The 24,533-nt window shown below is 41.4% G+C and carries 20 protein-coding genes and 1 pseudogene; 4 read left to right on the top strand and 17 right to left on the bottom strand.

Annotated elements, in window-relative coordinates; genetic code table 11:
* From ureC to V7121_RS11215, 10 genes and pseudogenes are all read right to left on the bottom strand, one after another.
* Positions 1–1,713, bottom strand: a complete 1,713-nt coding sequence (gene ureC / locus V7121_RS11265) for an urease subunit alpha (RefSeq protein WP_335546602.1) — start codon at positions 1,711–1,713, stop codon at positions 1–3.
* Positions 1,713–2,039 (bottom strand): urease subunit beta, encoded by a 327-nt coding sequence (locus tag V7121_RS11260; RefSeq protein WP_335502947.1) that lies wholly within the window; start codon positions 2,037–2,039, stop codon positions 1,713–1,715. The genes ureC and V7121_RS11260 overlap by 1 nt, the downstream gene beginning before the upstream one ends.
* A gap of 208 nt (positions 2,040–2,247) precedes the next feature.
* Positions 2,248–2,550 (bottom strand): urease subunit gamma, encoded by a 303-nt coding sequence (locus V7121_RS11255; protein ID WP_335502838.1) that lies wholly within the window; start codon positions 2,548–2,550, stop codon positions 2,248–2,250.
* Entirely contained in the window at positions 2,547–3,806 is a 1,260-nt protein-coding gene (locus V7121_RS11250) for an ArgE/DapE family deacylase (protein WP_335502836.1), read from the bottom strand. The genes V7121_RS11255 and V7121_RS11250 overlap by 4 nt, the downstream gene beginning before the upstream one ends.
* A gap of 15 nt (positions 3,807–3,821) precedes the next feature.
* Complete coding sequence (locus V7121_RS11245) at positions 3,822–5,054, bottom strand: Zn-dependent hydrolase (protein ID WP_335502833.1); 1,233 nt, start codon at positions 5,052–5,054, stop codon at positions 3,822–3,824.
* 15 nt (positions 5,055–5,069) lie between these two features.
* Positions 5,070–6,428, bottom strand: coding sequence for an allantoinase AllB (gene allB / locus V7121_RS11240; RefSeq protein WP_335546600.1), 1,359 nt, complete (start codon positions 6,426–6,428; stop codon positions 5,070–5,072).
* Between the two features lie 13 nt (positions 6,429–6,441).
* On the bottom strand, positions 6,442–6,801 hold the full coding sequence (gene uraH, locus V7121_RS11235) for a hydroxyisourate hydrolase (RefSeq protein WP_335546597.1): 360 nt from the start codon (positions 6,799–6,801) through the stop codon (positions 6,442–6,444).
* A pseudogene (gene pucL, locus V7121_RS11230) lies at positions 6,798–8,233 on the bottom strand (factor-independent urate hydroxylase). Before pucL ends, uraH begins: the two are co-directional and overlap by 4 nt.
* Before the next feature lie 92 nt (positions 8,234–8,325).
* Positions 8,326–8,970, bottom strand: a complete 645-nt coding sequence (locus V7121_RS11220; RefSeq protein ID WP_335546590.1) for an NTP transferase domain-containing protein — start codon at positions 8,968–8,970, stop codon at positions 8,326–8,328.
* A complete protein-coding gene (locus V7121_RS11215; RefSeq protein WP_335546589.1) occupies positions 8,957–10,018 on the bottom strand; it encodes an XdhC family protein in 1,062 nt (353 codons plus the stop codon). The genes V7121_RS11220 and V7121_RS11215 overlap by 14 nt, the downstream gene beginning before the upstream one ends.
* Positions 10,019–10,405: 387 nt before the next feature.
* Between V7121_RS11215 and V7121_RS11210 the strand changes: the two genes are divergently transcribed.
* Positions 10,406–10,876, top strand: coding sequence for a nucleoside deaminase (locus V7121_RS11210; RefSeq protein WP_335502944.1), 471 nt, complete (start codon positions 10,406–10,408; stop codon positions 10,874–10,876).
* Positions 10,877–10,900: 24 nt separating this feature from the next.
* The gene (gene ade, locus V7121_RS11205) at positions 10,901–12,640 is read left to right on the top strand and encodes an adenine deaminase (protein ID WP_335546587.1); all 1,740 of its coding nucleotides are present in this window, start codon (positions 10,901–10,903) and stop codon (positions 12,638–12,640) included.
* 50 nt (positions 12,641–12,690) lie between these two features.
* On the opposite strand, the gene V7121_RS11200 is transcribed toward ade, so the two are convergent.
* Positions 12,691–13,659 (bottom strand): bile acid:sodium symporter family protein, encoded by a 969-nt coding sequence (locus tag V7121_RS11200; protein WP_335546585.1) that lies wholly within the window; start codon positions 13,657–13,659, stop codon positions 12,691–12,693.
* Between the two features lie 209 nt (positions 13,660–13,868).
* Here V7121_RS11200 and V7121_RS11195 point away from each other — a divergent pair, with 209 nt between their 5' ends.
* Complete coding sequence (locus V7121_RS11195; protein WP_335546583.1) at positions 13,869–14,261, top strand: hypothetical protein; 393 nt, start codon at positions 13,869–13,871, stop codon at positions 14,259–14,261.
* Between the two features lie 158 nt (positions 14,262–14,419).
* On the opposite strand, the gene V7121_RS11190 is transcribed toward V7121_RS11195, so the two are convergent.
* From V7121_RS11190 to V7121_RS11165, 6 genes are all read right to left on the bottom strand, one after another.
* Positions 14,420–16,642, bottom strand: coding sequence for a sensor domain-containing protein (locus V7121_RS11190; protein ID WP_335502808.1), 2,223 nt, complete (start codon positions 16,640–16,642; stop codon positions 14,420–14,422).
* A 386-nt stretch (positions 16,643–17,028) separates the two neighbouring features.
* Positions 17,029–17,991, bottom strand: coding sequence for a carbohydrate kinase family protein (locus tag V7121_RS11185; RefSeq protein ID WP_335546580.1), 963 nt, complete (start codon positions 17,989–17,991; stop codon positions 17,029–17,031).
* Between the two features lie 95 nt (positions 17,992–18,086).
* The gene (locus V7121_RS11180) at positions 18,087–19,565 is read right to left on the bottom strand and encodes a glycoside hydrolase family 32 protein (protein WP_335546579.1); all 1,479 of its coding nucleotides are present in this window, start codon (positions 19,563–19,565) and stop codon (positions 18,087–18,089) included.
* Between the two features lie 86 nt (positions 19,566–19,651).
* Positions 19,652–21,268 carry an ABC transporter substrate-binding protein gene (locus V7121_RS11175; protein ID WP_335502801.1) on the bottom strand — a complete coding sequence of 539 codons (1,617 nt, stop codon included), beginning with the start codon at positions 21,266–21,268 and terminating at the stop codon, positions 19,652–19,654.
* Positions 21,269–21,329: 61 nt separating this feature from the next.
* A complete protein-coding gene (locus V7121_RS11170) occupies positions 21,330–22,211 on the bottom strand; it encodes a carbohydrate ABC transporter permease (protein ID WP_335538283.1) in 882 nt (293 codons plus the stop codon).
* An 18-nt stretch (positions 22,212–22,229) separates the two neighbouring features.
* Positions 22,230–23,165: an ABC transporter permease gene (locus V7121_RS11165; RefSeq protein ID WP_335546624.1), complete on the bottom strand. Its 936-nt coding sequence runs from the start codon at positions 23,163–23,165 to the stop codon at positions 22,230–22,232.
* Between the two features lie 262 nt (positions 23,166–23,427).
* Between V7121_RS11165 and V7121_RS11160 the strand changes: the two genes are divergently transcribed.
* On the top strand, positions 23,428–24,333 hold the full coding sequence (locus tag V7121_RS11160) for a nuclease-related domain-containing protein (protein WP_335546577.1): 906 nt from the start codon (positions 23,428–23,430) through the stop codon (positions 24,331–24,333).
* Positions 24,334–24,533: the final 200 nt, after the last annotated feature.

Genomic DNA, 24,533 nt, shown 5'->3' with positions numbered 1-24,533 from the left:
CTAAAATAAGAAATAGCGCTGGGCCATCGGCAATACGTCTGCTGGTTCACAGGTCATAAGTTCACCATCGACGATGACTTCATAAGTTTGTGGATCCACTTCAATGGTTGGCATTTCAGCATTAAGTTTCATATCTCGTTTTGATAACTGACGGATTCCCTGTACTGGTTTGATTTGTTTTTTTAGTCCAAGCTTTTCAGGCACACCAAGCTCAATCGCTGCTTTTGACATGAAAGTAACTGAAGTGGTGTATTTGGCTATTCCGAAGGAAGCAAACATCGGCCGGTACAGAACAGGCTGTGGGGTGGGAATGGAGGCATTCGGATCTCCCATTAAACTGTGTGCAATCATGCCGCCTTTGATGACGATTTCTGGTTTAACACCGAAAAAGGCGGGATCCCAAATCACAAGGTCAGCCAATTTTCCGACTTCCACGGAACCAACCTCTTCAGCAATTCCATGCGTTATCGCTGGATTAATAGTATATTTGGCAATATATCGCTTGGCACGAAAGTTATCACACTCGCCCTTGTCTTCAGGCAGCTTGCCCCGCTGCTTCCGCATTTTATCGGCCGTTTGCCAAGTCCTTGTTATCACCTCACCCACTCGTCCCATCGCCTGTGAATCGGAACTGATCATGCTGAATACGCCCAAATCGTGGAGAATGTCTTCCGCTGCAATTGTTTCTTTTCGGATACGAGAATCAGCAAAAGCAATATCCTCAGGCACGTCGGGGTCTAAGTGATGACAAACCATCAGCATATCTAAATGTTCATCTAAAGTGTTTTTTGTATAAGGACGCGTTGGATTAGTCGATGACGGCAGGATATACGGGAAGCTTGCAACCTTAATGATATCGGGAGCATGTCCGCCACCGGCCCCTTCCGTATGGTACGTATGGATGACCCTGCCATTAATCGCTGCCAAAGTATCTTCGACAAACCCGCCTTCATTTAATGTATCGGTATGAATGGCCACCTGAATATCGTACTTATCCGCGACCCTGAGGCAGTGGTCAATGGCTGATGACGTCGTTCCCCAGTCCTCATGCAATTTAAGACCAATCACACCGGCATTAATTTGTTCAATTAACGGGTCCTCAGCAGACGAATTTCCCTTTCCTAAGAAACCTAGATTCATAGGAAATTCTTCAGCAGCCTCTAACATACGGTGAATATTCCATTCACCTGGTGTACAGGTTGTCGCATTTGTTCCCGTTGCCGGTCCCGTGCCGCCGCCAATCATGGTGGTAATCCCCGATGAAAGGGCGGTTTCGATTTGCTGGGGGCTGATAAAATGGATATGGGCATCAATGCCGCCGGCCGTAACGATCATCCCTTCGCCGGCAATGACCTCGGTTGAAGCGCCGATAATCATGTCTACGCCTTCCATTAAGAGCGGATTCCCACTTTTTCCGATCCCAGCGATGCGGCCATCACGAATACCGATATCAGCCTTATATATTCCGCTGTAATCGAGAATAATGGCATTGGTAATGACGGTATCGAGCACCCCATCTGCCCGAGTCGCCAGCGGATGCTGCCCCATCCCGTCACGAATTACTTTTCCGCCGCCAAATTTAACTTCATCCCCATAAACGGTAAAATCCTTTTCTATTTCGATAAATAAATCGGTATCGGCAAGCCGGATGGCATCGCCTGTTGTAGGACCAAACATGTCTGCATATTGCTTTCTCGACATTCGAAAACTCATTACGTGTTCTCCTCTCCCTGGTCCAATCGGCCTTCCGTTTTATTATTTAACCCATAGACTTCACGCTGACCGGCGAATGGAACGAGTTCTATTTCTTTCGCATCACCAGGTTCAAACCTAACGGCGGTGCCGGCTGGGATATTTAAATGCTTGCCAAACGCTTGGTCACGTTCAAATTTCAGTGCGTCATTTACTTCGTAAAAATGAAAATGTGAGCCGATTTGAATGGGCCGGTCGCCTTGATTCAGTACCATGACCTTTGCAGGAGTCCTGCCTTGGTTACAGATAATCGGCTCTTGTCTTAATCGATATTCTCCTGGAATCACTATTTTCACTTCCTATCCTCAATTGGAAGTGATTTTACATTTTTCGTAAAATCAACCCTCGTTTTCGTAAAAAAATTTCATTTTTTGTAAAATTGCACTTCTCATTCGTAAAATAAAATTGTCTTTTGTAAGATTAACCCTCTCTTTTGTAAAATCTACCTATCCTTCTTGTAAAATCAGAGCAAATCCCAATCCAAGTGCTCTAAAGCTAGCGAATCGGTTCATGAACAGTGACCAGCTTGGTTCCATCGGGGAAAGTAGCTTCTACTTGGATATCGTGAATCATCTCTGGTATCCCTTCCATCACATCTTCGCTAGATAATATTTTTGTTCCCTCACTCATCAGTTCAGCTACCGATTTTCCATCTCTTGCTCCCTCAATAATTTCATAAGTAATGAGAGCCACAGCTTCCGGATAATTTAATTTTAATCCTCGATCTTTTCGGCGCCTCGCTATGTCTGCTGCTACGACAATCATTAATTTTTCCTGCTCGCGCTGGGTTAATTTCATCCTTTTCCTCCCGCCAGTAGATCATAAAGTGTACAGGCAATAATCTTCGTGGCATCGACCAAATCAGCAATCCGGATATGTTCATCAGCACGATGTCCATTGGCCTCTTCCAGCACTTTTGGCCCAACACCAAACATGATTGTCGGAATGCCCCTTTCATAAAAATGACGAGCATCTGCATAGATTGGTACTCCGTTAATGGCTAATTCCCCCTTTTCCTCCATAAGCGACTTCCAGTTTGAAGTAAGGGCTGCAATTAAGGGGGACTCTTCCGGAACTGGCCCAAAGCTTTCTGCATGTAAAATTTTTCGAATCTCCAGTTTTAAACCTTCAATACTCTTAACGGCTTCTTCCACCACACTCCTGAATTCCGCTTCCGCTTGTACTCCGTCTTCTCCAGGAATTAATCTTCGGTCGACCCTGATCGTACATTCATCAGGGACAACATTCGTATTGATTCCACCCGAAATCAGGCCGACGACAAGGGTGGGGTGGTCAATCCCAGGCACAGAAGATTTTTTAGCTGCTAGTGTCTGACGGTATTCATATAAGCTATTTAGAATTTTTGTCGTTGCCTCAAGCGCATCGATTCCAGTATGCGGCAAAGCGGCATGAGCAGACTTACCGATTGTTTTGACCTCAAAATGCAGGCAGCCATTATGGGCATTCACTGCTGAATAGGTAAAGCCTGCTGCAATCGCTTGGTCAGGAGTAAGGATGCCTTGGTCAAGGAGCCTTTTCGGTCCTAATTCTCCGCCTGTTTCTTCATCAAATGTAAAAGCAAGATCGACTTGCCCATCTAGCTGTTGACTGATTCCCGCGTGTTTTAAAGCTAAAACGGCGTATGAATAGGCAGCAATATCCGATTTGGAAACAGCCACGCCACGGCCATACATCTTACCATTAATAATTTCACCGCCGTATGGGTCGACACTCCAGCCTAACCCTGGTGGGACCACATCCCCATGTGCATTTAAGGCAATATTCGTTCCTGCTCCGCTCCCAAACTCGGTGCGGCTTACAATATTGGCCAAACTAATCATTCCACAAGCTTTGACGTCCGGTTCATCTACCTCTAATAGAGAAACATCCTCAAATCCGAGCTCCTCTAGCTGCTGGTATAAAAACGCGGCAATCGGATAACAATCACCAGTAGGATTATCTGAAGGAACCTGCACAATTTTTTTCAAAAAATTAATTAGTTCTTCTTGGTGCTCATCAATCCATTGGACGATAGTTCCCTTATCCTGATTCATATAACCCCTCCTTTATCACTTCACATACGCTAATTGGTGTAATAATTGGATAAGGACATCTAGACCGATCTCTAGAGCCTCAGTAGCGGTATACTCCAAAGGCGAATGGCTGATTCCTCCCTGACTTGGTACGAACATGATCGTGGCTGGACAAACGGATGCAAACAGCTGGGCATCATGCCCCGCCCCGCTGTTCATCACATGATAAGCAACCTCCTGTTCATTACAAATCGTCTGTATCCTATTATTTAGGTTTGAATCCATTTGGACCGGAGGCACTTCATGCCACAGCTCCATGTTTATTTGCAAATCACGAGCCGAAGCAATTTCAAGAAATCGTTTCGTAAAACTCTCGCAAAATGTGCTTAGAACCGATTCTAAGGGATGTCTGGCATCGATTGTAAAAACTACCTGACCTGGGATGACATTCGAAACATTCGGTTCTACATGAAGCTGCCCCACCGTCGTGACTAGATTTTCATCATAAGCTTTAGCCCATTCATATAAGTCTTGGATCATTAACACCGCTCCATGCAAGGCGTCTTTTCGCCATTTCATCAATGTGGTTCCAGCATGGTTGGATTCACCCTTTACCGTCACACGAAAACGTTTTTGTCCCACAATCGTTTCAACAATGCCAATTGATTTCGCTAGTTTTTCAAGGCTTGGGCCTTGTTCGATATGTAGTTCAATGAAGGAATGAATGTCATCTCGAACCTTATAATTTTCAGCTTCGACACCAAAGCCTGCCTCTCTCATCGCTGTCTCAAACGCAATTCCCTCCGAATCGCTTACCCCTTTAATCTCGGCAAAAGAATAGGCGCCTGTGATAATCCCTGACCCTGAACAGGCAATCGGAAACCGGCTCCCCTCTTCTTCACAAAGCGAGACCACTTCAAGATTAAACATTGGCTGGCCATATGTTTTTTTTAGATGGCTTAACGCTAGGATGGCCGCTAGAATTCCATAAGCCCCATCATACTTTCCACCAGATAACACCGTATCGATATGGGAGCCAACTAGAATGGTTTGAGCCCTTGAATCTGCTGCCCCTAGACGCCCAAACAGATTACCAATAGAATCGAATCTTGTTTCAATACCCAGCACTTCCATCCATTCCCGTAAAGCATGCTGGGCTTCTTGCCAAGGCTTGGAATAGAGTGTTCGAGTCACTCCGCCATCCCCCGCTGCTCCAAACGAACTAAGCCACTCGATTGCTTCAGCCAAATTAGTTGGAAATTGCATCATACCGGTCCTCCTTGCTCAAAGACAAATACCTAATTTCTCCTTGGTCACCCCGGATTGATCATCATAAATGACCTTGCCTCTTAAAATCGTTTTCTTCACTTTGAGTAAAAATTCTCTATTTTCATAGGGTGAATAAGCATTTCGAAAAGCCAATGACTGTTTATCAGCAATCGTAGATTCATTTAATCGGAACAGCACCAAGTCGGCATCTAAGCCTGGACGAATTCGCCCTTTTCTGTGGGCAATGCCAAACCGCTCAGCCACATTCGCCGTCCCTAATGGTAGAATTTGTTTCAGCTTAATTCCCCGTTTTAGTGCCTCATCCATTAGTGAAAGCCATGTAAATTGAACGCCTTGAATTCCCCCCCATGCATCCCAGATTGACTCCGTCGTTTTCATTGAATAAAGACAAGGGGAATGATCGGAACCAATTGTGTCGATCCAGCCTTTTTGAATACAATCCCATAGCCCCTCTACCTCTTCGCGCGGTCGTAATGGCGGTGCACATTTAAGAATCGCACCACAGTTAATAAAATCCTCTTCGTCAAAAATTAGATAATGAGGACAGGTTTCAACCGTAACATTGACTCCACTTTTTTTTGCTTGTTCGATGAGCTCAATGACTCTCGCCGAGCTGATATGCACAAAATGTAAGGCTGTTCCGTATTGGGCAGCAAGCTCCAGCGCATAACTGACCGCTTTCGCTTCTGCAGCTATCGGCCTGCTTGCCAGAAACGCCCGTCGTTCATTGATCCCTAACCTAGGTTTATAAAAAACTGTTAATTTATCAATCTCCTCATTCCATTCTGCATGAAGGGCAAGAATCCTGTTATGATCCTTCGCTGCCTGCATGGCCTGCTTCAATCCATCTGGTGAGACAAAGCGGAAATCGTCAATTCCGCTTTCACTCATAAATGCTTTCCACCCAATAATCCCCTCACTCATCTCAGAGAGTTCCAGCGAATTCGTGAGGTTTGTTTCTGTCATTCCACCCCAAAGAGCATAATCCACATGGGACATTGAGGTTAAATATTCTTTTTTATCCATCAACGTCTTTAAATCAGTAACAGACGGGGCACAATTCAGCGGCATATCAAAGATGGTCGTGGTTCCACCGATAGCGGCAGCACGGCTTCCAGTCTCGATTCCCTCCCAATCCGTTCTTCCTGGGTCATTAAAATGGACATGGGCATCAATAAAGCCAGGCACCACAAGACATCCGCTCGCATCAATCATCGGTCCCGTTTTCTCAAGCAAAGGTCCTGATTCACTTTTTATAAGAGAATCTATCCGCCCATCCATTATGCGAATATTTACCTCTAGAAAACCTCTTTCGGTAAAAACAAGCCCATTCTTCACCCATAGTTCTTTCATCTAAGGAACCTCCTTAACTCCCGCGGTACGTACTGTACCCGCCTGGAGAAATCAACAATGGGACATGATAATGTGAGCCGGGATCAGAAATGCCAAAGCGAATCGGAACGCATTCCAAGAACGAAGGGTCTCCAAGAAACATACCGCGCTTCCGGAAGTAATCTCCAACATGGAAACGAATTTCATACATTCCTGTTTTTATCCTGCTCCCTTCGAGCAAAGGTTGATTTAATCGGCCGTCTTCATTTGTATAGCTAATCTGAATAATATCAAAGGTGTTATCTGAACCTGACTCCCATAATTCAACTAACACTCCACTAGCTGGTTTTCCAATACTTAAATCAAGAACATGTGTGGTTACCTTTCCGGTCATTGGGGTGACTCCCTTGGATGTTCTAAGTCTTCACGTGTCATGGAGAAACATTGAAAACCATAGGGAGGTCGCGGTTCAGTAAATACCTTCCCTTCCCCAGAGGCAGGAATTTCGTCTAGCACTGTTTCCCAGGTTCGGTTATTGGATTCAAAGCGAACCTCTGCTAATTGTGGAAAGCGCTCTAATACGCGAAGACCAATGCGGTAGATAAGGTTTTGTATAGACGGAGAATTTTCTTCATGAAAAACAGTATAAGCAATATCTCTTACTTGCTCTGCAGCAACATAACCAGCAGGCGTTGTGCCCTTTGCGTCCTCAAAATCGTTATAGCGCCAGCCGATATTCAAAAAGATAAACAGCGGGCGATCGTAGGATTCCGGCAGCGTTGTATACTCATCCCGCACAAAGCCGTAAAAGGAGCTGCCCCGTACCTTTAGAAGCTTAAGTCCTTTTAAACAGCAGAGATGATTTGTTGTAAGAATCTCTTTTCCGGAACGTTTCACCTCTACTGAAGCCATCGATTGTTCATTTTGTGAGTAGCGAAACACCAATGGACTTGGTTCAAAACCATTTTTGGTTGGCACTTGAAGTTCATCAAATGGAATTTGTTCGCTGGAGATCTCTACGCCACTCATATGTGAGTAGGTTTCAAGGAAACGGCGGGCGACAAACTCAAGGAAGCCTTCTTGGGTTGAACCATCATAATCGCCAGCATGTTTTAGAATAAAGTTCTTCATCGAATCAGTTGCCACCACTAATGTATTATCCCCATCTGTAAAAGAGGATAAGAAAGCCTCTCCTTCGATTGCAACCTTAACATTCATTCCAAATAGAATATTGCTCCTGCCCCTAAAGGCAGACTCAGGTATCTGGCGTACTCCTGTAAGCGGGGCTGCGTACGTACGATAAACCCACACATCTGCTTTCCCATATTGCATCGTTCTTTGCATCCAATCATCCCCCTTTATTGAATAACATCATTTAAACGGAATCGGGCAATTTTAAACACTTCACTTAAGGCGGTCTGGAATTCTTGTTCATAGGAATTGCAGACTCGTTGTTGCATTGCCGCAAGGATTGTCTGTTTGGTCTGTCCCTTAACGGCCATGATAAACGGAAAGCTAAATTGATCAACATACCTTTGATTAAGTGAAATAAACTCCCTATATTCATCCTTTGATAGCTGATCCAGCCCGACTCCGGCCTGCTCTTTTTGTGAAACCTCTGATATTATTAATCTTGTTCCAAGGTCAGGATGGGCACGTAGCAAGGCTAATTGCAGGGATTTCTCCGCATGTTTCACGACCGTCACCATCGATTGAAAGAGTTCTTCACGAGATTTAAACGGCCGACTTACCGATACCTGCGAAGACACCCATGGGGAGTGCTCAAACACCCAGCCTATTCTATTCACAAACTCTTCTTTTTCCATTTGGTTTACATTTTCTATTGAAAGTTTTTTTTCTTCAAGCTCAGAAGGCACCTTCACGTTTGGTGATACTCTTTCCTTCTTATTCTGGTCATTCACCACTCGTGGCCGCCCCCTTTTAGAATTTCATACTCCTCTTTCGTATCAACATCATAAAAGTCCCAACCATTTTCATAATCAACCAGTTTACCGTTTAATTTCGCCTGTTTGAAAAGCTGGCGTGCCCCTTCATCCCCTTCTAGTTTCAATAATTCAGGTACCGCCTGTGGCGAAAAAATAATCGGCGGTCTCGGAATCCCTTGAAAACTTGCGGCCAGAAACAGAATATTGATATTTTCCCGCCGACACTCGAGATATTGAAAAATCAATTGATTAATGGTCCTTAAGGGGAGGAGGGGCTGATCGGCAAGAAGGACCATAATCCCCTTCGGACCCATTTCCATAGCTGCATGTAATCCCCAATGCAAGGAATGAGCCTGACCCTTTTCTGCCTCTGGGCAAACGACAGATTTCCACTTTTCTCGGAGGGGAGGTTGAAAAAGGGCACCATCTATCCAGCCTAGTCGATCACTCCTCCTTGTAACCACAATGGTACAAGTTAAGTCCGACTTTACCGCTTTTTCCAGAACTGAATTACCAATGGTCTTCTCGCCCCATGGGAGTTCAAGTTTATTCATCCCCATCCGCCTGCTCAGACCTGCTGCAAGATAGATTGCAATGACTCCATCATTTCCGTTCAACTGAAACCACCTTTTGGTCATTTTCTTTTCGCTGCCGTTGAATTAATTCTGCAACAATACTGATGGCAATCTCCTCAGGACCCTCAGCACCAATTGGCAGACCTGCAGGACAGCTGATATGAACTGGACTTTTCTCCCCATCAAGCAGGAGTTGTGCCCATGATGATGGCCCAAGCAGGCCTAAATAACTTAATTCCAGATTTTTCAACTGATTCACAAGCTCCTTATCCAGTTGAAATTGGTCAGTAAAGATTAAGACTGAATCGAAACGGGTCAAATCAAGTAATGGGATCGTTTCACGAGGATAACCGACCAACAAGTGGTCAGCATCTGGAAAGTTCACTTTAGTGCACACTGCCGAGCGCCAATCCGCAATAATCACTTTGAAGCCAGCATGTGAAGCGAACTTTACCAACGGCACAGCATCCTCCCCCGCTCCGAAAACGATTAATCGAGGTTTCGGTTCAAAAGAATGAAGATAAACAGTAGCTGATAATTCCGTTAAAAATCTCATCCCGCTTTTCGGGAAGGCTTGATGAAGATTGTTTATTAGACTTTTTAACTCCCTTGAAACAGGTCCATGCCATTTTCCAAAATGATGCAGATCATCTGATAAAAATAAATAATCAGAAACAGCAAACTCATTTGTCAATTTTTTAATCATCGTGACCCGATTTCCATTATCCAAATGGAACTTTAACTTCCTAAGCTGGTCACGTAAAAACACATCGACAGGTTCGAGAAGCACGTGAATGACCCCGTTGCAGCCTGCCCCATGTCCCCAAGATAAGTCGTCCTCTTCCCGCATATCATAACGAACGGTTCGTGCAGTACCCTCATTCCTAGCTGCTTGAACTCGATGGGATAAATCGGTTTCAAGACAGCCTGCACTTAACATCCCCACCCGTGTCCCGTCTCCCCGAAACAACATGGACGTGCCCTCTTTCTGATACGCGGATCCTTCCACGTGAATGATGGTAGCGAGGACATCACCTCTAAGAGAAGTATCAGAGGATAAAGCAGTTAAAATTTCATGAATCCCTTCCATCCATGCCCCCCTATTCCTTCCTAGTTATCTAACACTATATATATTGATAGACCTCCCAAAATACACCCATGTCTTTGCCAATTTTCTAATAAGGGGTGATGCACAAATCGTAGACGAACAATTATGCCCGTCCTTATGTCATCTTTTTTCACTATGATATCCAAAAGGGGAAATAGTATCTACGAGAATGTCATATAATCTTACATGGAAATTGGCTCAAAATATTTTGTCAGAAAGTCTTACAACAATGGAGAAATTGTGAGTCCATTGTAGAATAATGTATTTTAAGTTAAATCATGGTGTGAATCTTACTACTCATCAAGCAGGAATGAATCACAAGTTGACGACAACTAAATAGATTAATTGAAAAATAGAAGGAGCGGTTGTATGAAAGAGGGACACTTTATGGAAAAGGCGATTGAACTCGCATTAAATAATGTTCTGACAAAACACGGCGGTCCTTTTGGAGCGGTCGTCGTTAAGGATGGGAAAATTATTGGTATCGGCAGAAATGAAGTTACCAGCACAAACGATCCAACGGCACACGCGGAAGTGCAAGCCATTCGCGATGCCTGCAGGAACTTAAATAACTTCCAGCTTACCGACTGTGAAATTTATACCAGCTGTGAACCTTGCCCGATGTGTATCGGTGCGATTTATTGGGCTCGCCCCAAGGCTGTTTATTATGCCTGCACCAAACAAGATGCAGCAAAGATAGGCTTCGATGACCAATTTATCTATGAACAGCTCTCGCTTCCAGAAGAGCAACGAAAAATACCGATGAAAAAGCTTTTTCCACCAGATGGCGACATACCGTTTAGAACTTGGGAGAATGTAAAAGATAAAACGGAGTATTAATTTAACAAAAAAGGATGTTGTCCTATGGATGGAAACCAATTAAAGAAACGAATCTCTGTAGCGGCTAAAAGAGAACCTGCGGATACTGTGATTAAAAATGGTAAAATTATCGACGTTTTTAATGGCGAAATTATTGAAGGAGATCTTGCGATTGTTGATGGATATTTTGCGGGGATTGGAGAATATGAGGGGCATCAGGTAATCGATGCAAACGGCCGATATATCTCCCCTGCCTTTATCGAGGGCCATGTTCATATTGAATCCTCAATGGTGACACCAACTGAATTTGCAAAGGTCTTGCTTCCGCATGGGGTAACAACGGCTATTTGTGACCCTCATGAAATTGCCAACGTACTAGGTGCTGATGGGATACAATATATGCTGGATTCCTCTGAAAACCTGCCGTTTGACTTTTACTTTATGCTTCCTTCAAGTGTACCAGCGACTGAATTTGAAAATTCAGGTGCTACTCTTAATGCCCAAGATCTTAAACCTTTTTATCAACAGCCGCGTGTCTTAGGACTAGCAGAAGTCATGAATTTCCCCGCGGTTCTAAATGCCGAAGATGACATGGTTGAAAAAATCCTAACAGCAAAGTGCGCTGGTAAAAAAGTTGACGGCCATGCCGCCGGTTTATCTGCCAAAGATTTAAATGTATATATGTCTGCTGGAATCCGTACCGATCATGAAAGCACAACAGCTGAGGAAGCAAAAGAGCGTCTCAGGAGAGGGATGTACTTAATGATTCGCGAAGGTACAGTTGCGAAGGACTTACTACAACTGATTCCCGTTGTTAATGAGCGCAATGCTAGAAGATGTTTATTTGTTACAGATGATAAACATTTAGATGACCTAATCCACGATGGGAGCATCGATCACAATGTGAGACTGGCGATTGCCTCAGGTCTCCCTGCCATTACTGCCATTCAAATGGCCACAATTAATGCCGCTGAATGTTTTGGTCTCGAGGATAAGGGAGCAATTGCCCCCGGATACAAAGCGGATTTTATCCTGTTTGATGACTTGAAGACAATTAACATTACCGAGGTTTATAAAGATGGGGCGGCTATTGTCGAGGATAAAAAATTAGTGATTGAATTTCAAGAACCTGCCGTGACGGAAACAGAGCGCTTAAGAAGCTCTGTTCGTTACGAAAATCTTACGGAAAACCATTTTCAGATTCCTCTAAAAACAGCCAATGCGAATATTATTGAAATTATCCCAAATAGTCTGATCACACGCCATATTATTGAAAAGGTCGAGACAAATAAAAGCGGAAATTTTCAAGTCTCGATTAAAGATGACCAATTAAAATTGGCTGTAATTGAGCGCCATCATTTGAGAAAACAAATTGGTTTAGGCATTGTCAAAGGTTTAGGGTTAAAATCAGGAGCGATTGCCACAACGATTGCCCACGATTCTCATAATCTAATAATGGCTGGAACGACTGATGATGACATGGTTATCGCCGCAAATGCCATCAAAGATATGCAAGGTGGTCTAGTGGTTGTCAACCATGGAGAAGTCATTGCCGCATTAGAACTTTCCATTGCAGGGTTAATGTCAGATCGCCCTTATCAAGAGGTTTATTCTAGTCTTCATGAAATAAATCTTGCTCTTAATAAATTAGGAGCAAATAATAATTTCAACCCATTCTTAACCTTATCATTTCTAGCTCTTCCAGTCATTCCAGAACTAAAACTTACAGACCAGGGACTTTTCCATGTCTCAAAATTTAAACATATTGCTATCGAATCCATTTAAATAGAAAAAATCCCTTTGCCACAGTTTTGGGCAAGGGGATTTTATTTCTTTTATAAGGCAACAGAATCCTTCATTTCAACTTTTTTATCATAGTATTTATTTAGAAAATGACCATTTAACGAAGCAAGTACTTGCTGAAACAGCATCCCGACCACGACAGGAACAGCAACCGCCGCAGGAAAAAAGGAAACAGCAATAACCGCTCCCGCACTAATATTTCTCATTCCTCCAGCGAACGTCAATGAAATGATATTGTCCCGTCCACCTTTGACAAGCTTTCCAATTAAAAATGAAAACAAATACCCAGTCAATGCAATTAAAAAGACGACCAAGGTAATGCTAACCAATTTAAGATTAATATTTTTTAAGTATGGCGCCACAACCGCTCCATTAAGCATGACGACAATTCCAAGGCTAAGTTTCGAAAAAGGAGCAAGGCGTGTCCCTAATTGGTCTTTAATTTTCCCCTTTGTCGCTTGGTTTAAATACATACCAACCAGTGAAGGGATAACAACCATTTCTAGAAGTCCCTTCATGATATTAATAAAATCCATTTCAATTTTTTCACCTAAAAATAGGGATAATGAATATGGAACGATAATTGGCGAAAGCAAGGTATCAATTAAAATAATCGATAAGACCAACGGAATATTCCCTTTGTAGATTGCCACCCACATAAAGCTTGTCACTCCTGTTGGGATTGCCATTCCTAAAACAAGGCCGGTAATTGTATAAATATCACCAGGAAAGACGACATGGCCAACACTCCATGCCCATATTGGCATCAGAATATGGAGGATGAACATCGCTATTAAAATAGGAAACGGACGAACGATCACTTCTTTTAATGAACGGAAGTTGGAGCCTAAACTCCCCGCGAAGGTCATAAAGGCAAAAATCCACGGAATTAAGTATGAAAAGTCCCTTAGATGGACACTGAAAATGACTCCTGTTAATACTCCAACCGGAGTAATTAATGGCATAATTCTTTCTAGTTGTTTATTTAACTTTTGCAGCATGTAGTCGATTCCCTCCCATTCAAAGAATACCACAATTTCTTTTTTTATGATGAAAATCTTTCGAATATCGAAAAAGATGCATTAGTATTAACCAGTTCAAGAATCTCTACGCCAGAGGTGGTCTTTACGCTGATTGTAATAGTAACCAAAGACCTTAAAATAACATATCTTATTTTGGCTTGTGTTTTAAATATGGAAGGAGCGTTACCATGTATTACTACTACCCATATCAATATCCCGTCTATCCTCCATCGCCTGCCTATACGCCCCAAAGCCCGTTTCAACCACATCCAAGAAGTTATCCGCCAGTTGATGTAAAGATATTTGAGAGCTCTGTCAAGTCGTTTCGACTATTGATGGAGCAAGGGAGTAGGTTGTTGGACCGTTTAGGTGACCTTGACTTCGCTCGAAAAGTGATGAGTGCCGCCCAGCAAGGAAAAAAAGCGGAGGTTGATCGTTTAATTAGGACAGTTGGATTAAAAGTACATGTCGAAACCCAATTCACTCCCTCTGGAGTTATTTTCGAACTCACCTCTCATCCGGACCCAACCGCCCCTGCTAGCTGCTGCACCTTAAGGGTGTCTATGAAATGGGGGCATTAAGACAAGCGCAAGCGCCCTGGTCAGCGGCGTATGGCCTGGAGCNNTTGACTTATCATAGGGCGGAGAGCGAAGGACACTAGCCGTTAGGGCGCTGGAGCTAGACAATTCTCAAAGTCGAAATTAATAATTTCTTATCTTATAAAAAAGTGGTATCCCAATTAAATGGGGATACCACTAAACTTTCCTTGTGTAGTTAACAGATACTCATCCATCTGCTCCGAGGAGATGGGCTTGCTAAAGAAATAGCCCTGACCAATCTTACATTCATTTTCCTTCAAGAAGTGAAGCTGTTCATCAGTTTCAATTCCCTCTGCAATAACTGCAAAGTTTAAATTTATTCCCATATCAATAATCGTCTTAACCATAATTCCTTGGTTGGAATGATAAATAATATCATCCACAAATGATTTATCAATCTTAATTTTATCAATCGGTAGATGTTTTAAATAACTTAATGAAGAATAGCCCGTTCCAAAATCGTCAATAGAAAGTAGTACCCCTAAGTCCTTTAATTGATTTAATATGATGATTGAATTCTCTAGATTTTGCATAATACTCTCCGTTATTTCTAACTCTAGCTGGCAGCCAGCAAGACCGATTTCATTCAATAATTCCGAAATATAGTCAATAAGATGATCATCCTCAAATTGACGGACCGAAACATTCACAGCGATAGGAAAGTTGTGAAACCCAAACGACTCCCAGATTTTACGTTGCTTGCAGGCTTCCCTGAGAACCCATTTTCCGATTGGAACAATCAAACCAGTTTCCTCTGCCAGCGGGATAAATTCAGATGGTGGGATCAGACCATGTTCAGGATGCTGCCAACGAATTAACGCTTCTATTCCTACCAATTCTCCGGTTGTCAATGATACTTGCGGTTGATAATGGAGCATCAATTGATTCTTTTCCAGCGCTTTTCGAAGCCCATTTTCCAACTCCATTTTCCGAACAGATATTCCATTCAGATTTGAGGAATAGAACCGAAAGTTATTCTTTCCTCGTTCTTTGGCTTGGTACATCGCAGTGTCTGCATTCTTAATTAAGGTTTCAACATCCATCCCATCCAGCGGATAAAGACTTATGCCGATACTTGGAGTAACAAAAAACTCTTGATTATTCACTTCTAACGGGTTTGAAAATTCAGTGAGGATTTGCTGAGCAACACGAGTCGCATTTTCTTTATCAGTGTCGTCTAGTAAAATAATAAACTCATCCCCGCCCTGCCTTGAAACAATCCCTTCACTGCTCACGGTGTCTGCTAAGCGATTGGCAACCTTTTTCAGAATAAAATCACCGACGGTATGCCCCTTTGTATCATTAATAATCTTAAAACGGTCTAAATCTATAAATAAAACAGCAAGCATTTTGTCCACTTGTTTCGTTAATACTTCATTTAGATGATTCCTAAATTGATTTCGATTAGGCAAGCCTGTCAATGAATCAAAAAAGGCCATATATTGAATCGTTTTCTCTGCTTTCTTTCTCTCCGTGATATCTCTTCCAACAACTTGTATAGCCGACCTGCCTTCATAAAAGATATAATTTGCAGCCATTTCCACATCAATGGGTTCTCCATCGAGCCGTTTCACCTGGAATTCAAACCTGATCCGGTTGTGGTTCGGCTTCTCAAAATTTGCTCTAATCGAGTTAATAATGTTTGATGATGCGAATTTCAAGGCAGATTGACCAATAACTTCATCCGGACTTTCTGCTCCAACCAGCTTCCAGCCAGCCTCGTTAATATATTCAACTTTTTCCCGGCTAACAACCGCGATAATATCCGGCGTCATTTCTACTAAACTACGATACCGGTCTTCACTTTCTTTACGGTCAGTGATATCAAACAATACACTATTGAAATCTACAAATTTTCCTTTATTGTCGAGCGTAGGAAACCCGCGATCCTGAATCCAGCGGACTTCGCCATCAGGACGAATAATCCGATATTCATTTGTAACCGTTTCACCTTTGGCTAGTTTTTGGGCTCTTGCATCTAAGATTTCTAAGTCATCGGGATAAATGACTTTTTTCCATAGATTAAGGTCTTTATAAAAGTCGATGTACGAATACCCATATAACTTCTCTATCCCAGGTGTGATTAATAGGGAGTCTGACTTTAAATCATGTGACCAAATCGCTATATCTAGCGTATCAAATATATTTTTTAATTTTAGTTTACTTAATCGAAGCTCGTCTTCCTTTCTCTTCATTTCTTTTAAAGAAAAAATAACAAAAGGAAGGATCCCGATTAATATGAAAAGGGAAGCAAACTTGATTATTTTTATGCTCGGAAAAATAATCGCTGCTAGTTCTGATAGCATGATTAAACAAAAGATGAGCATCCAATTATATTTAAAGTGTATGTGTTGGGTCCTCATTGTGGTTTCTCCCTTTTCTGCTAAACTTTTTCTACCTTCAAAATTATAAAAATAGTATTATCATTAACATAACAAAAAACTATTTAGTAAACAATCAAAGCTTTCTAATTTTGAAAGCGATTACAGTAAAAAATCATTCTTTTGTTTAATTACATTTCAATTTAGATATTTCTAGCTCTCCATTTAGATAGGACATCCTATTCCACGCAAAAAAAGGGCCAGTAGCCCCTTTTTAATTCCTCTATTCTAACATATATACCCCTGTTTCATAAGGTCTTAAGGTGATATTTTTCTGTAATTTCTTACCACCAGGTATTTATCGACAGATGGAATAATGGATACGCAAAAAGCCCTTCTCTAGAAAGGAAGGGCAGACTCTAGCTCATTTAAAATTGGTGAACCTCTTCTTGGGATGGTAAAGCAGCAATGGCGCCTACTTTCGTACAAACCATTGCACCCACTTTATTACTAAAGGAAATGATTTTCTTTACCTGTTCGAAGTCTTGTAAAACTTGTCTCGGTTCTGCTTTGTTTGACAATTGGTAAAGAGTTGCCCCTACGAAGGCATCACCAGCTCCAGTAGAATCAATCGATTCGACTTTTATACTTGGAACAATTTCAATATTTTTCCCAGTAGAAATCATCGTTCCTTCTTTTCCTAATGTAACGGCGACGACGGAGGCACCTATTTGGTGAAGGGCAGCGATGCCCTCCCTTATATCGTTCATCCCAGAAATTATCATTAATTCCTCATCACTGACTTTAACAAAATCTGCTATAGATATTCCTTTTTTTGACAAGTCCACAAAATCGTTCTTTCTACCTTTCCATAAGTCGATTCGGTAGTTAGGATCAAATGAGATAAATTTGCCTTTTTCTCTTGCTTCTTTCATGACGTTCAAATAGGTCGATTGAAATGGATCCGTTAATAAAGCAGTGGCCGATCCGAAGTGAAGAATACCAGCTTCCATCATTCTATTTTTATCAAGATCATTCTTCGTTAAAAAGGCATCGGCCCCGCGATTGAACACAAAATCTCTTTCGCCATTTGCTTTTAATGAAACAAATGCCAGCGTGGTTGGATGCTCGTCATCGAGGATCACCATCGAGGTATCGATATTCACTTCGTCTAATGTATTTTTTAAATAATACCCAAACGGATCATTGCCAACTTTCCCACTGAAGAGGGCACTGCCCCCTAGTTTCACAATCGTTGCACACACATTGGCAGGCGCTCCCCCTGCCTGTTTTTCAAAATTTTGTCCCGAAACTAAATCGATGTCTACATCTGTGCAGAAAAAATCGATTAATAATTCACCGATACAAATGACGGATGTACTGGTCTTCATTTCCTCTCACACTTCCTTTCTTTTAAAATCATTCTTCCTGCAAAAACAAAACTCTAACCAGATATATACGATTAGAGCTTGGTTTAATAATGAAATTACTTCCCCCAAATGGATTCTAGTTCTGTTAATTTCAATGAGGATACCGAGGTGTTTCCTTCCTCTGAAAATAAAACAAGCTGCTCATATGGTTGATTAGGAAAGATTAAGCTAGTCAAAGCAACTTTACCATCATTGACCAGCACCTCTACCGATGAAGTATCGATCATGATTTGAAGATTGAGTCTGTTATTCTCCAATTTAACTGAAGCTTCTTGGACGGCTGGGAATGATGCTGAAAAAACATTGTCGCCCGCGCTGGCTCTGTCAACTGCTACTAGTTCCTTTTCGGCATCATACCGAATCACTGTCTTTTCGTCTTCAGAACCTTGTAATACAAGACCAAATGAATTAGACGCTTGTTTTTCAAACTCTAGATTTACTTCCAATAATGAACTCATCATATGAAAAATAATAGGATTATTTGATTCAATTGTTAGATCTTGATAAACTTTAGAATCTTTTCGAATCGAATCAATTTCTGAAACCACTTTTTGAACTAAGCGTACCCCATCGTCACTCGCTCTTAACGATAATGTGCGAGGTAATGTCATCGCACTGCGCCATTCTTCCGTTGGTACTTGGTTTGCATAGCGCCAATTACTCATCCAGCCAATATAAATTCTTCTGCCATCGTTTGAAGGGATATCTGACCAACTGACACCAGCATAATTATCCCGCCCATAATCTAACCAGAGGACCGTTTCATCGTAATTATCATTTACGAATGTGGTACCATCGAAATCACCAATAAAATACTGGGTTCTTGACCCTTCTTTAAATTCCGGGTTATCACCAATGCTGACAAACATGACCCACTTTTGCTTGTCTTCATCACCATCTACTGGCAAACGAAACAGGTCGGGACATTCCCAAACGCCGTCATGTGAACCAGCCTGATGGCCAAATTCACTAGCAAACTTCCATTCTTTTAGGTTAGCAGATGTATAGATGGTTACGGTTTGCCCCGTTGCTAAAACCATCACCCATTTATTCGTTTCTTCATGCCAAAATACTTTTGGATCACGGTAATCGGTTATGTTGACATCAGACAGGACTGGATTTCCTTCGTATTTCGTCCATGTTCTGCCATTGTCGTCACTATAGGCGAGACTTTGACGCTGACGCGGCCGGTCAGAGTCCGGATAGGTATCGGCACTTGTATAAATTGCGACTAACCCTGGTTCATCCTGGAAAAAACCTGATGTGTTATTCCAATCAACGACTGCACTACCTGAGAAAATGGCTCCATGCTCATCTGGATAAAGTGCGATGGGCAGCTGTTCCCAATGAATTAAATCTTTACTAACGGCATGGCCCCAGTGCATGGGTCCCCAAGTTGTACCAAAGGGATGGTACTGGTAAAAAAGGTGATATTCATCATTAAAAAAAACCATTCCGTTCGGGTCGTTCATCCATTTTTCCTCAGGGGAAAAATGAAATTGCGGCCGATGCATTTCTTGATATCGTTGTGTCATTTGGTTTCACTCCCTTGTTATTTTACATTGGAAGAAGGCTGTACGAATGCTTGCATTGTACAGCCTCAGCCAAATCTTTTAATCTATTATTTTGTTGCCCGATCATATCCTGCTTGTTTGATTTTTAGCCAATCTTGTAAACCTAAGCGGTCTAATTCTTTCACATATCCATCCCACTCTTTTTCCACTTTGCCATTTTGAACCCATTCCGCACGTTTTCTCATCACAAAAGCAAACATATCTGTTTCAATGGTAGTAAGCTTGTCGCTATCCTCTAATGAGAAGAATACTCTTGGATAAATATTTTCGGCAGTCATATGCGGTACCATAACATCCTTCATTAGCCCTAATCTCCATGCCGCATCATCTGGTTTGGTGGTAACTTTTCCATAATACTCATCTAAAATCGCTAATGGCCCGCCGACATTTGTTTTTTGTCTTAATTCAACTGGTGCAGCACCTTCTAATGGTAAATGTTTGAGCATTCCTGCCGCTTCGTCCAATTCAAAGATGTTTTGCTGGGTTTTATCACCATACGTTCCCCAGTTATCTTGAACAGATTGTTTTGGTTCATATAATTGATCGATCCATTTTGCCGTCAATTCAATATTTTTATCAGCACTTGTAATGACCATTCGACCTCGATCAAAGCCCATACCATTGGTTCTGGCTACATTCACATGACCATCAGGACCAGCCAGCGGCTTCATTAGGTCATATTTGTCATTCATTCCCGTAATATTGGCTTTATCCCAAGTGAAATATAACCCATAGCGATTATCTTTGCCTTTTGCTAAATACGTATTCCAATCTTGTTCAAACGCTTCCACATCGATTAGGCCTTCTTTATATAACTCATTGAGGAATTTAATTCCTTCCTTATAGCCTTTGTCTGAGGCAGTAAATGTGACTTTCCCATCATTGCTTACAACCGTATGGTCCCAGTTTTCCCCAAGGCCAAATGAACCAAATAAGAACGCTAAGTCTTCTCCGCCTGCTTGCTTACCAATAAACGACATTGGGATTTCATCCGCTTTTCCGTTACCATTTGGATCTTTTGTTTTAAAAGCAATTAATACTTGCTTTAATTCTTCAGTTGTTGTCGGCATTTTTAACCCTAATTTGTTTAACCATTCCACATTAATCCATGGGAAATCATCGACGGAGTGAATACTCTCTTTCCCCGAACCTAACTCCTCAATCCATGGGAATGAATAAATATGTCCATCCGGAGCCGTCATCATCGCTTTATATTCAGGTGCAGCCTCAAGGACCTTTTGTAAGTTAGGCATGTACTTCTCTATTAAATCTTCAACTGGAATAATCGCCCCATCTTTTGCTAGCTTTAATAGATCATGGTCATTAAAACCAGCATCTAAGATTGCATCCGGCAAATCACCGCTCGCCACTGCCAGGTTTCTTTTTTCAATAAAAGCATCTGAAGTGTAGTTTTTCCACTTAATATGAACACCAGACTGTTCTTCTAAACGCTTATATATTAATTTTTTATTTGGGTCAGCAGGCGCTAATGGCGAGCTTTGCGTCATAAAATTCAATGTTACTTTTTCCTTTAATGGAAATGTTACATCCTTTAGTTTGTATTCTTTAGACGATGCTGTTTCACTTTTGCCGCTGTTACTACAACCTGAAACTAGTAAAATCGTAGCAAGCGAGGCAGCCATAACTTTTTTCACATTTTTCATATACTTATCCTCCTAAATGTTGTGTGTAAGCATTTACAAGTAAATCTATTAAATTGGCTCATTATTTCAATGAGCCCACCATGACACCTTTTTCAAAATATTTTTGGAAGAATGGATACATAACCATTAGCGGCAGACTGGAAATGACAATCGATGAGTATTTAATCATTTCTGAGAGCTTTTTAAGTTCAGCCATTGCTTGCTGGTCACTAATCATTCCAGGACCGGTTTGATTTTGAATCAAGATCGATCTCAGCACTAATTGTAATGGGTGTAAATTTGGATCTTCGAGATAAATCATTGCATCAAAGTACGAGTTCCATTGACCAACAAACGCATACATCGCCAAAACGAAGATAATTGGTTTGGAAAGCGGCAAAACGATTTTAAAGAAGATTAATAGGTCAGATGCTCCATCAACCTTAGCTGCTTCATGCAATTCATACGGAATCCCTTTGAAATAAGTCCTTGCCAAGATAATATTCCAAACATTAACGGCTCCGGGGATCAAAATCGCCCAAGGGGTGTTTAACATCCCGAGGTCTTTTACAACTAGGTAAGTGGGAATAAGCCCGCCTCCGAAAAACATGGTGATCATAAATAGGGTCATGAAGAAGTTTTTCCCGACAAAACCATTTACCGATAACGGATAGGCCGCGAAAATACAGACTACAACAGTGATAATCGCGAATCCTACCGAGTAAAGAATCGAATTGATAAAGCCGCGCACCATTGCATCATTGGTTAAAATCAGCTGATACCCTTTAAAACTCCATTCTGAAAAATTGAATGAAATTCCTTTATTTAATAGAACCGTTGGATCCATGAATGAGGCTAGGACGACATAAACCAAGGGCACTAACACGACTAATACAGCAATGCATAGAAAGATATTATTAAAGCCTAATATGATTCGGTCTATGCGGGTGTGCTTAATATTCATATCAAGACTCCTTTTTCGTTAATATAAACCTTCTCCTTCGTTTAATTTCTTCACGATTTTATTTACAACAAATAATAGAATGACGTTAATGACTGAGTTAAATAGGCCAACCGCTGTCGAATACGCATAATCACCTGATTGCAACCCTACCTTATATACATAAGTAGGCAGGATTTCTGATGAAGGTAAATTCATTGAGGTTTGCATTAAATAGGCCTTTTCAAAGCCAATCGACATAATCCCTCCCGCCGCCAAAATAAAGGTCACGGCCATTAATGGCTTCAGTGTCGGTAAATCGATATGAATCATTCTTTGAAGAATGTTTGCTCCATCAATTGTTGCTGCATTGTGCAATTCAGGGTCCACATTGGCTAAAGCGGCAACATAGATAATTGATGACCAGCCTGCAGCCTGCCAAATACCAGAGATGATATAGATCGACCGGAAGTAATCTGGGTTTGACATAAACATAAGTGGCTTTCCAGTTATGAAACTAACAAGTTGATTGATGGGACCTGTTGGTGATAGGAAAATGAACACCATACCTACGATTACTACTACCGATATAAAGTTTGGTGCATAGAGCACAAGTTGAATATTCTTTTTAACAGCTGCCCTGCGCAGTTGATTAAGCATTAATGCAAGAATGATTGGGACTGGAAAACCTATGATTAAGCCCCAAAAACTAAGTTTAAGTGTATTCATAAATATGTCAGTGAAATTAGGTGAGGATAAGAATTTAGTGAAATTTTCTACTCCCACCCAATCGCTTCCTAATATCCCTTTGATCGTACTAAAATCTTTAAAGGCAATGACGGCTCCATACATAGGGATATATTTAAATATGATAGTTAGAATAACAGCTGGTGCGATAAGTAAATAAAGATGGTAGTTTTTGATGATATAATCGATTTTGCTTTTCAATTTCGATACTGCTTTTTTTTCGGACGGAATTTTTAAAGCGGTTTCTTTTTGGGTATTTATTAACTCTTGCAAGCTTTTAACCTCCTATCTATATTGGTTTATCTGTTCCTAACTTTAACAAATTTAAAAAAAGGAAGAGTTTAATATCTTTGGAAACGAAGGTTTAAAATTTTCGGCAATTGAAAACGATTGCAATAAGTTCGAGAAAAGATTAACAAAGTATTCACGCATTTCGACTGTTAATTTTTGTATGATAAATATGGAGATTTGAAAGTGAGAGAGGAAGTGGGAAATGCCTTTTAAAGCCCGAACAGTCCCAGTTGAATTAATCAAACTACGAATTCTACACAACCGAATGAATCTATCACCCGAGGAGAAACGGTATTATTTATACCAAGAAAAAGGCTATGCGGGTGAAGTTCAGTTTGATTTGTTAACAGAGAAGATTCAGAGTGAGTGTTATATTTTAAATGATTTGGTGTTGAAGGTTAATGACACAACGTTCCAATTAGATACCACGATCATTTTTCAAAAGAAAATTAGCCTTTTTGATGTAAAAAATTCCGAAGGCGATTATTGTTTTCGCGACGGTGTCTTTGAAACGCTCGCTGAAAAGGAAATAAAGAATCCGCTCTATCAGTTGAAGCGCAGCAAGTCCTTATTCCGCCAATTACTCCAAAAGCACGGATATAATGTATCTATTGAGGGAAAAGTTGTTTTTATTAACCCCCGGTTTACCTTATACCAAGCTCCTCTTAACGAACCTATCATTTATCCAACACAGTTAGACACATTAATGGAAGAATTAAATGCAACTACGTCGAAATTAACCAACCAGAATAAACAGCTAGCTGAAAAACTAGTTTCGTTACATCAAAGGGGCTCCTCATTTATAAAGGTACCGCCATATGACTATGAGCAACTGAAGAAGGGGATTACTTGCAGAGATTGTGGTTCATTTATGATCACTGCCTTGGGAAAGAATGTTGCGTGTAATGATTGTGGATGCAAAGAGATAGTTGAATCTGCTGTTTTACGTAATGTGAAGGAGATTAAGATCCTCTTTCCTAATCTGAAAATAACGACCAAGGTTGTCCACGAATGGTGTATGGTGGTTAAGTCTAAGAAAAGAATAAGCAGAATTCTAGAGAGACATTTCAAGACGGTAGGGGTACGTAATTGGACTTATTATGAGTAATCCTAGGAATCTCTTTGGAAGACATTTTTCCTGGTTCTCTATGTGGTTTTGTCCATCGTAACCTTTGCGATAGACATTTTTCCTGGTTCCTTGGGTCGTTTTGTCCATCGGCTCCCTTCCGATGGACGTTTTATCTGGTTCCTCGGGCCGTTTTGTCCATCGGATCCTCCCGATAGACGTTTTGCCAGTTCCCTTGTGTG

The organism is Neobacillus drentensis (genome assembly GCF_036962125.1).
Lineage (GTDB): Bacteria > Bacillota > Bacilli > Bacillales > Cytobacillaceae > Neobacillus > Neobacillus drentensis_B.
This window is presented reverse-complemented; position numbering and strand designations above follow the sequence as displayed.

Coding starts and splice junctions, on each gene's coding strand:
- ureC (WP_335546602.1), bottom strand. CDS start 1,713: ATGAGTTTTCGAATGTCGAGAAAGCAATATGCAGACATGTTTGGTCCT.
- V7121_RS11255 (WP_335502838.1), bottom strand. CDS start 2,550: ATGAAATTAACCCAGCGCGAGCAGGAAAAATTAATGATTGTCGTAGCA.
- V7121_RS11250 (WP_335502836.1), bottom strand. CDS start 3,806: ATGAATCAGGATAAGGGAACTATCGTCCAATGGATTGATGAGCACCAA.
- V7121_RS11245 (WP_335502833.1), bottom strand. CDS start 5,054: ATGATGCAATTTCCAACTAATTTGGCTGAAGCAATCGAGTGGCTTAGT.
- allB (WP_335546600.1), bottom strand. CDS start 6,428: ATGAAAGAACTATGGGTGAAGAATGGGCTTGTTTTTACCGAAAGAGGT.
- uraH (WP_335546597.1), bottom strand. CDS start 6,801: ATGACCGGAAAGGTAACCACACATGTTCTTGATTTAAGTATTGGAAAA.
- V7121_RS11215 (WP_335546589.1), bottom strand. CDS start 10,018: ATGGAAGGGATTCATGAAATTTTAACTGCTTTATCCTCTGATACTTCT.
- V7121_RS11210 (WP_335502944.1), top strand. CDS start 10,406: ATGAAAGAGGGACACTTTATGGAAAAGGCGATTGAACTCGCATTAAAT.
- ade (WP_335546587.1), top strand. CDS start 10,901: ATGGATGGAAACCAATTAAAGAAACGAATCTCTGTAGCGGCTAAAAGA.
- V7121_RS11200 (WP_335546585.1), bottom strand. CDS start 13,659: ATGCTGCAAAAGTTAAATAAACAACTAGAAAGAATTATGCCATTAATT.
- V7121_RS11195 (WP_335546583.1), top strand. CDS start 13,869: ATGTATTACTACTACCCATATCAATATCCCGTCTATCCTCCATCGCCT.
- V7121_RS11190 (WP_335502808.1), bottom strand. CDS start 16,642: ATGAGGACCCAACACATACACTTTAAATATAATTGGATGCTCATCTTT.
- V7121_RS11185 (WP_335546580.1), bottom strand. CDS start 17,991: ATGAAGACCAGTACATCCGTCATTTGTATCGGTGAATTATTAATCGAT.
- V7121_RS11180 (WP_335546579.1), bottom strand. CDS start 19,565: ATGACACAACGATATCAAGAAATGCATCGGCCGCAATTTCATTTTTCC.
- V7121_RS11175 (WP_335502801.1), bottom strand. CDS start 21,268: ATGAAAAATGTGAAAAAAGTTATGGCTGCCTCGCTTGCTACGATTTTA.
- V7121_RS11170 (WP_335538283.1), bottom strand. CDS start 22,211: ATGAATATTAAGCACACCCGCATAGACCGAATCATATTAGGCTTTAAT.
- V7121_RS11160 (WP_335546577.1), top strand. CDS start 23,428: ATGCCTTTTAAAGCCCGAACAGTCCCAGTTGAATTAATCAAACTACGA.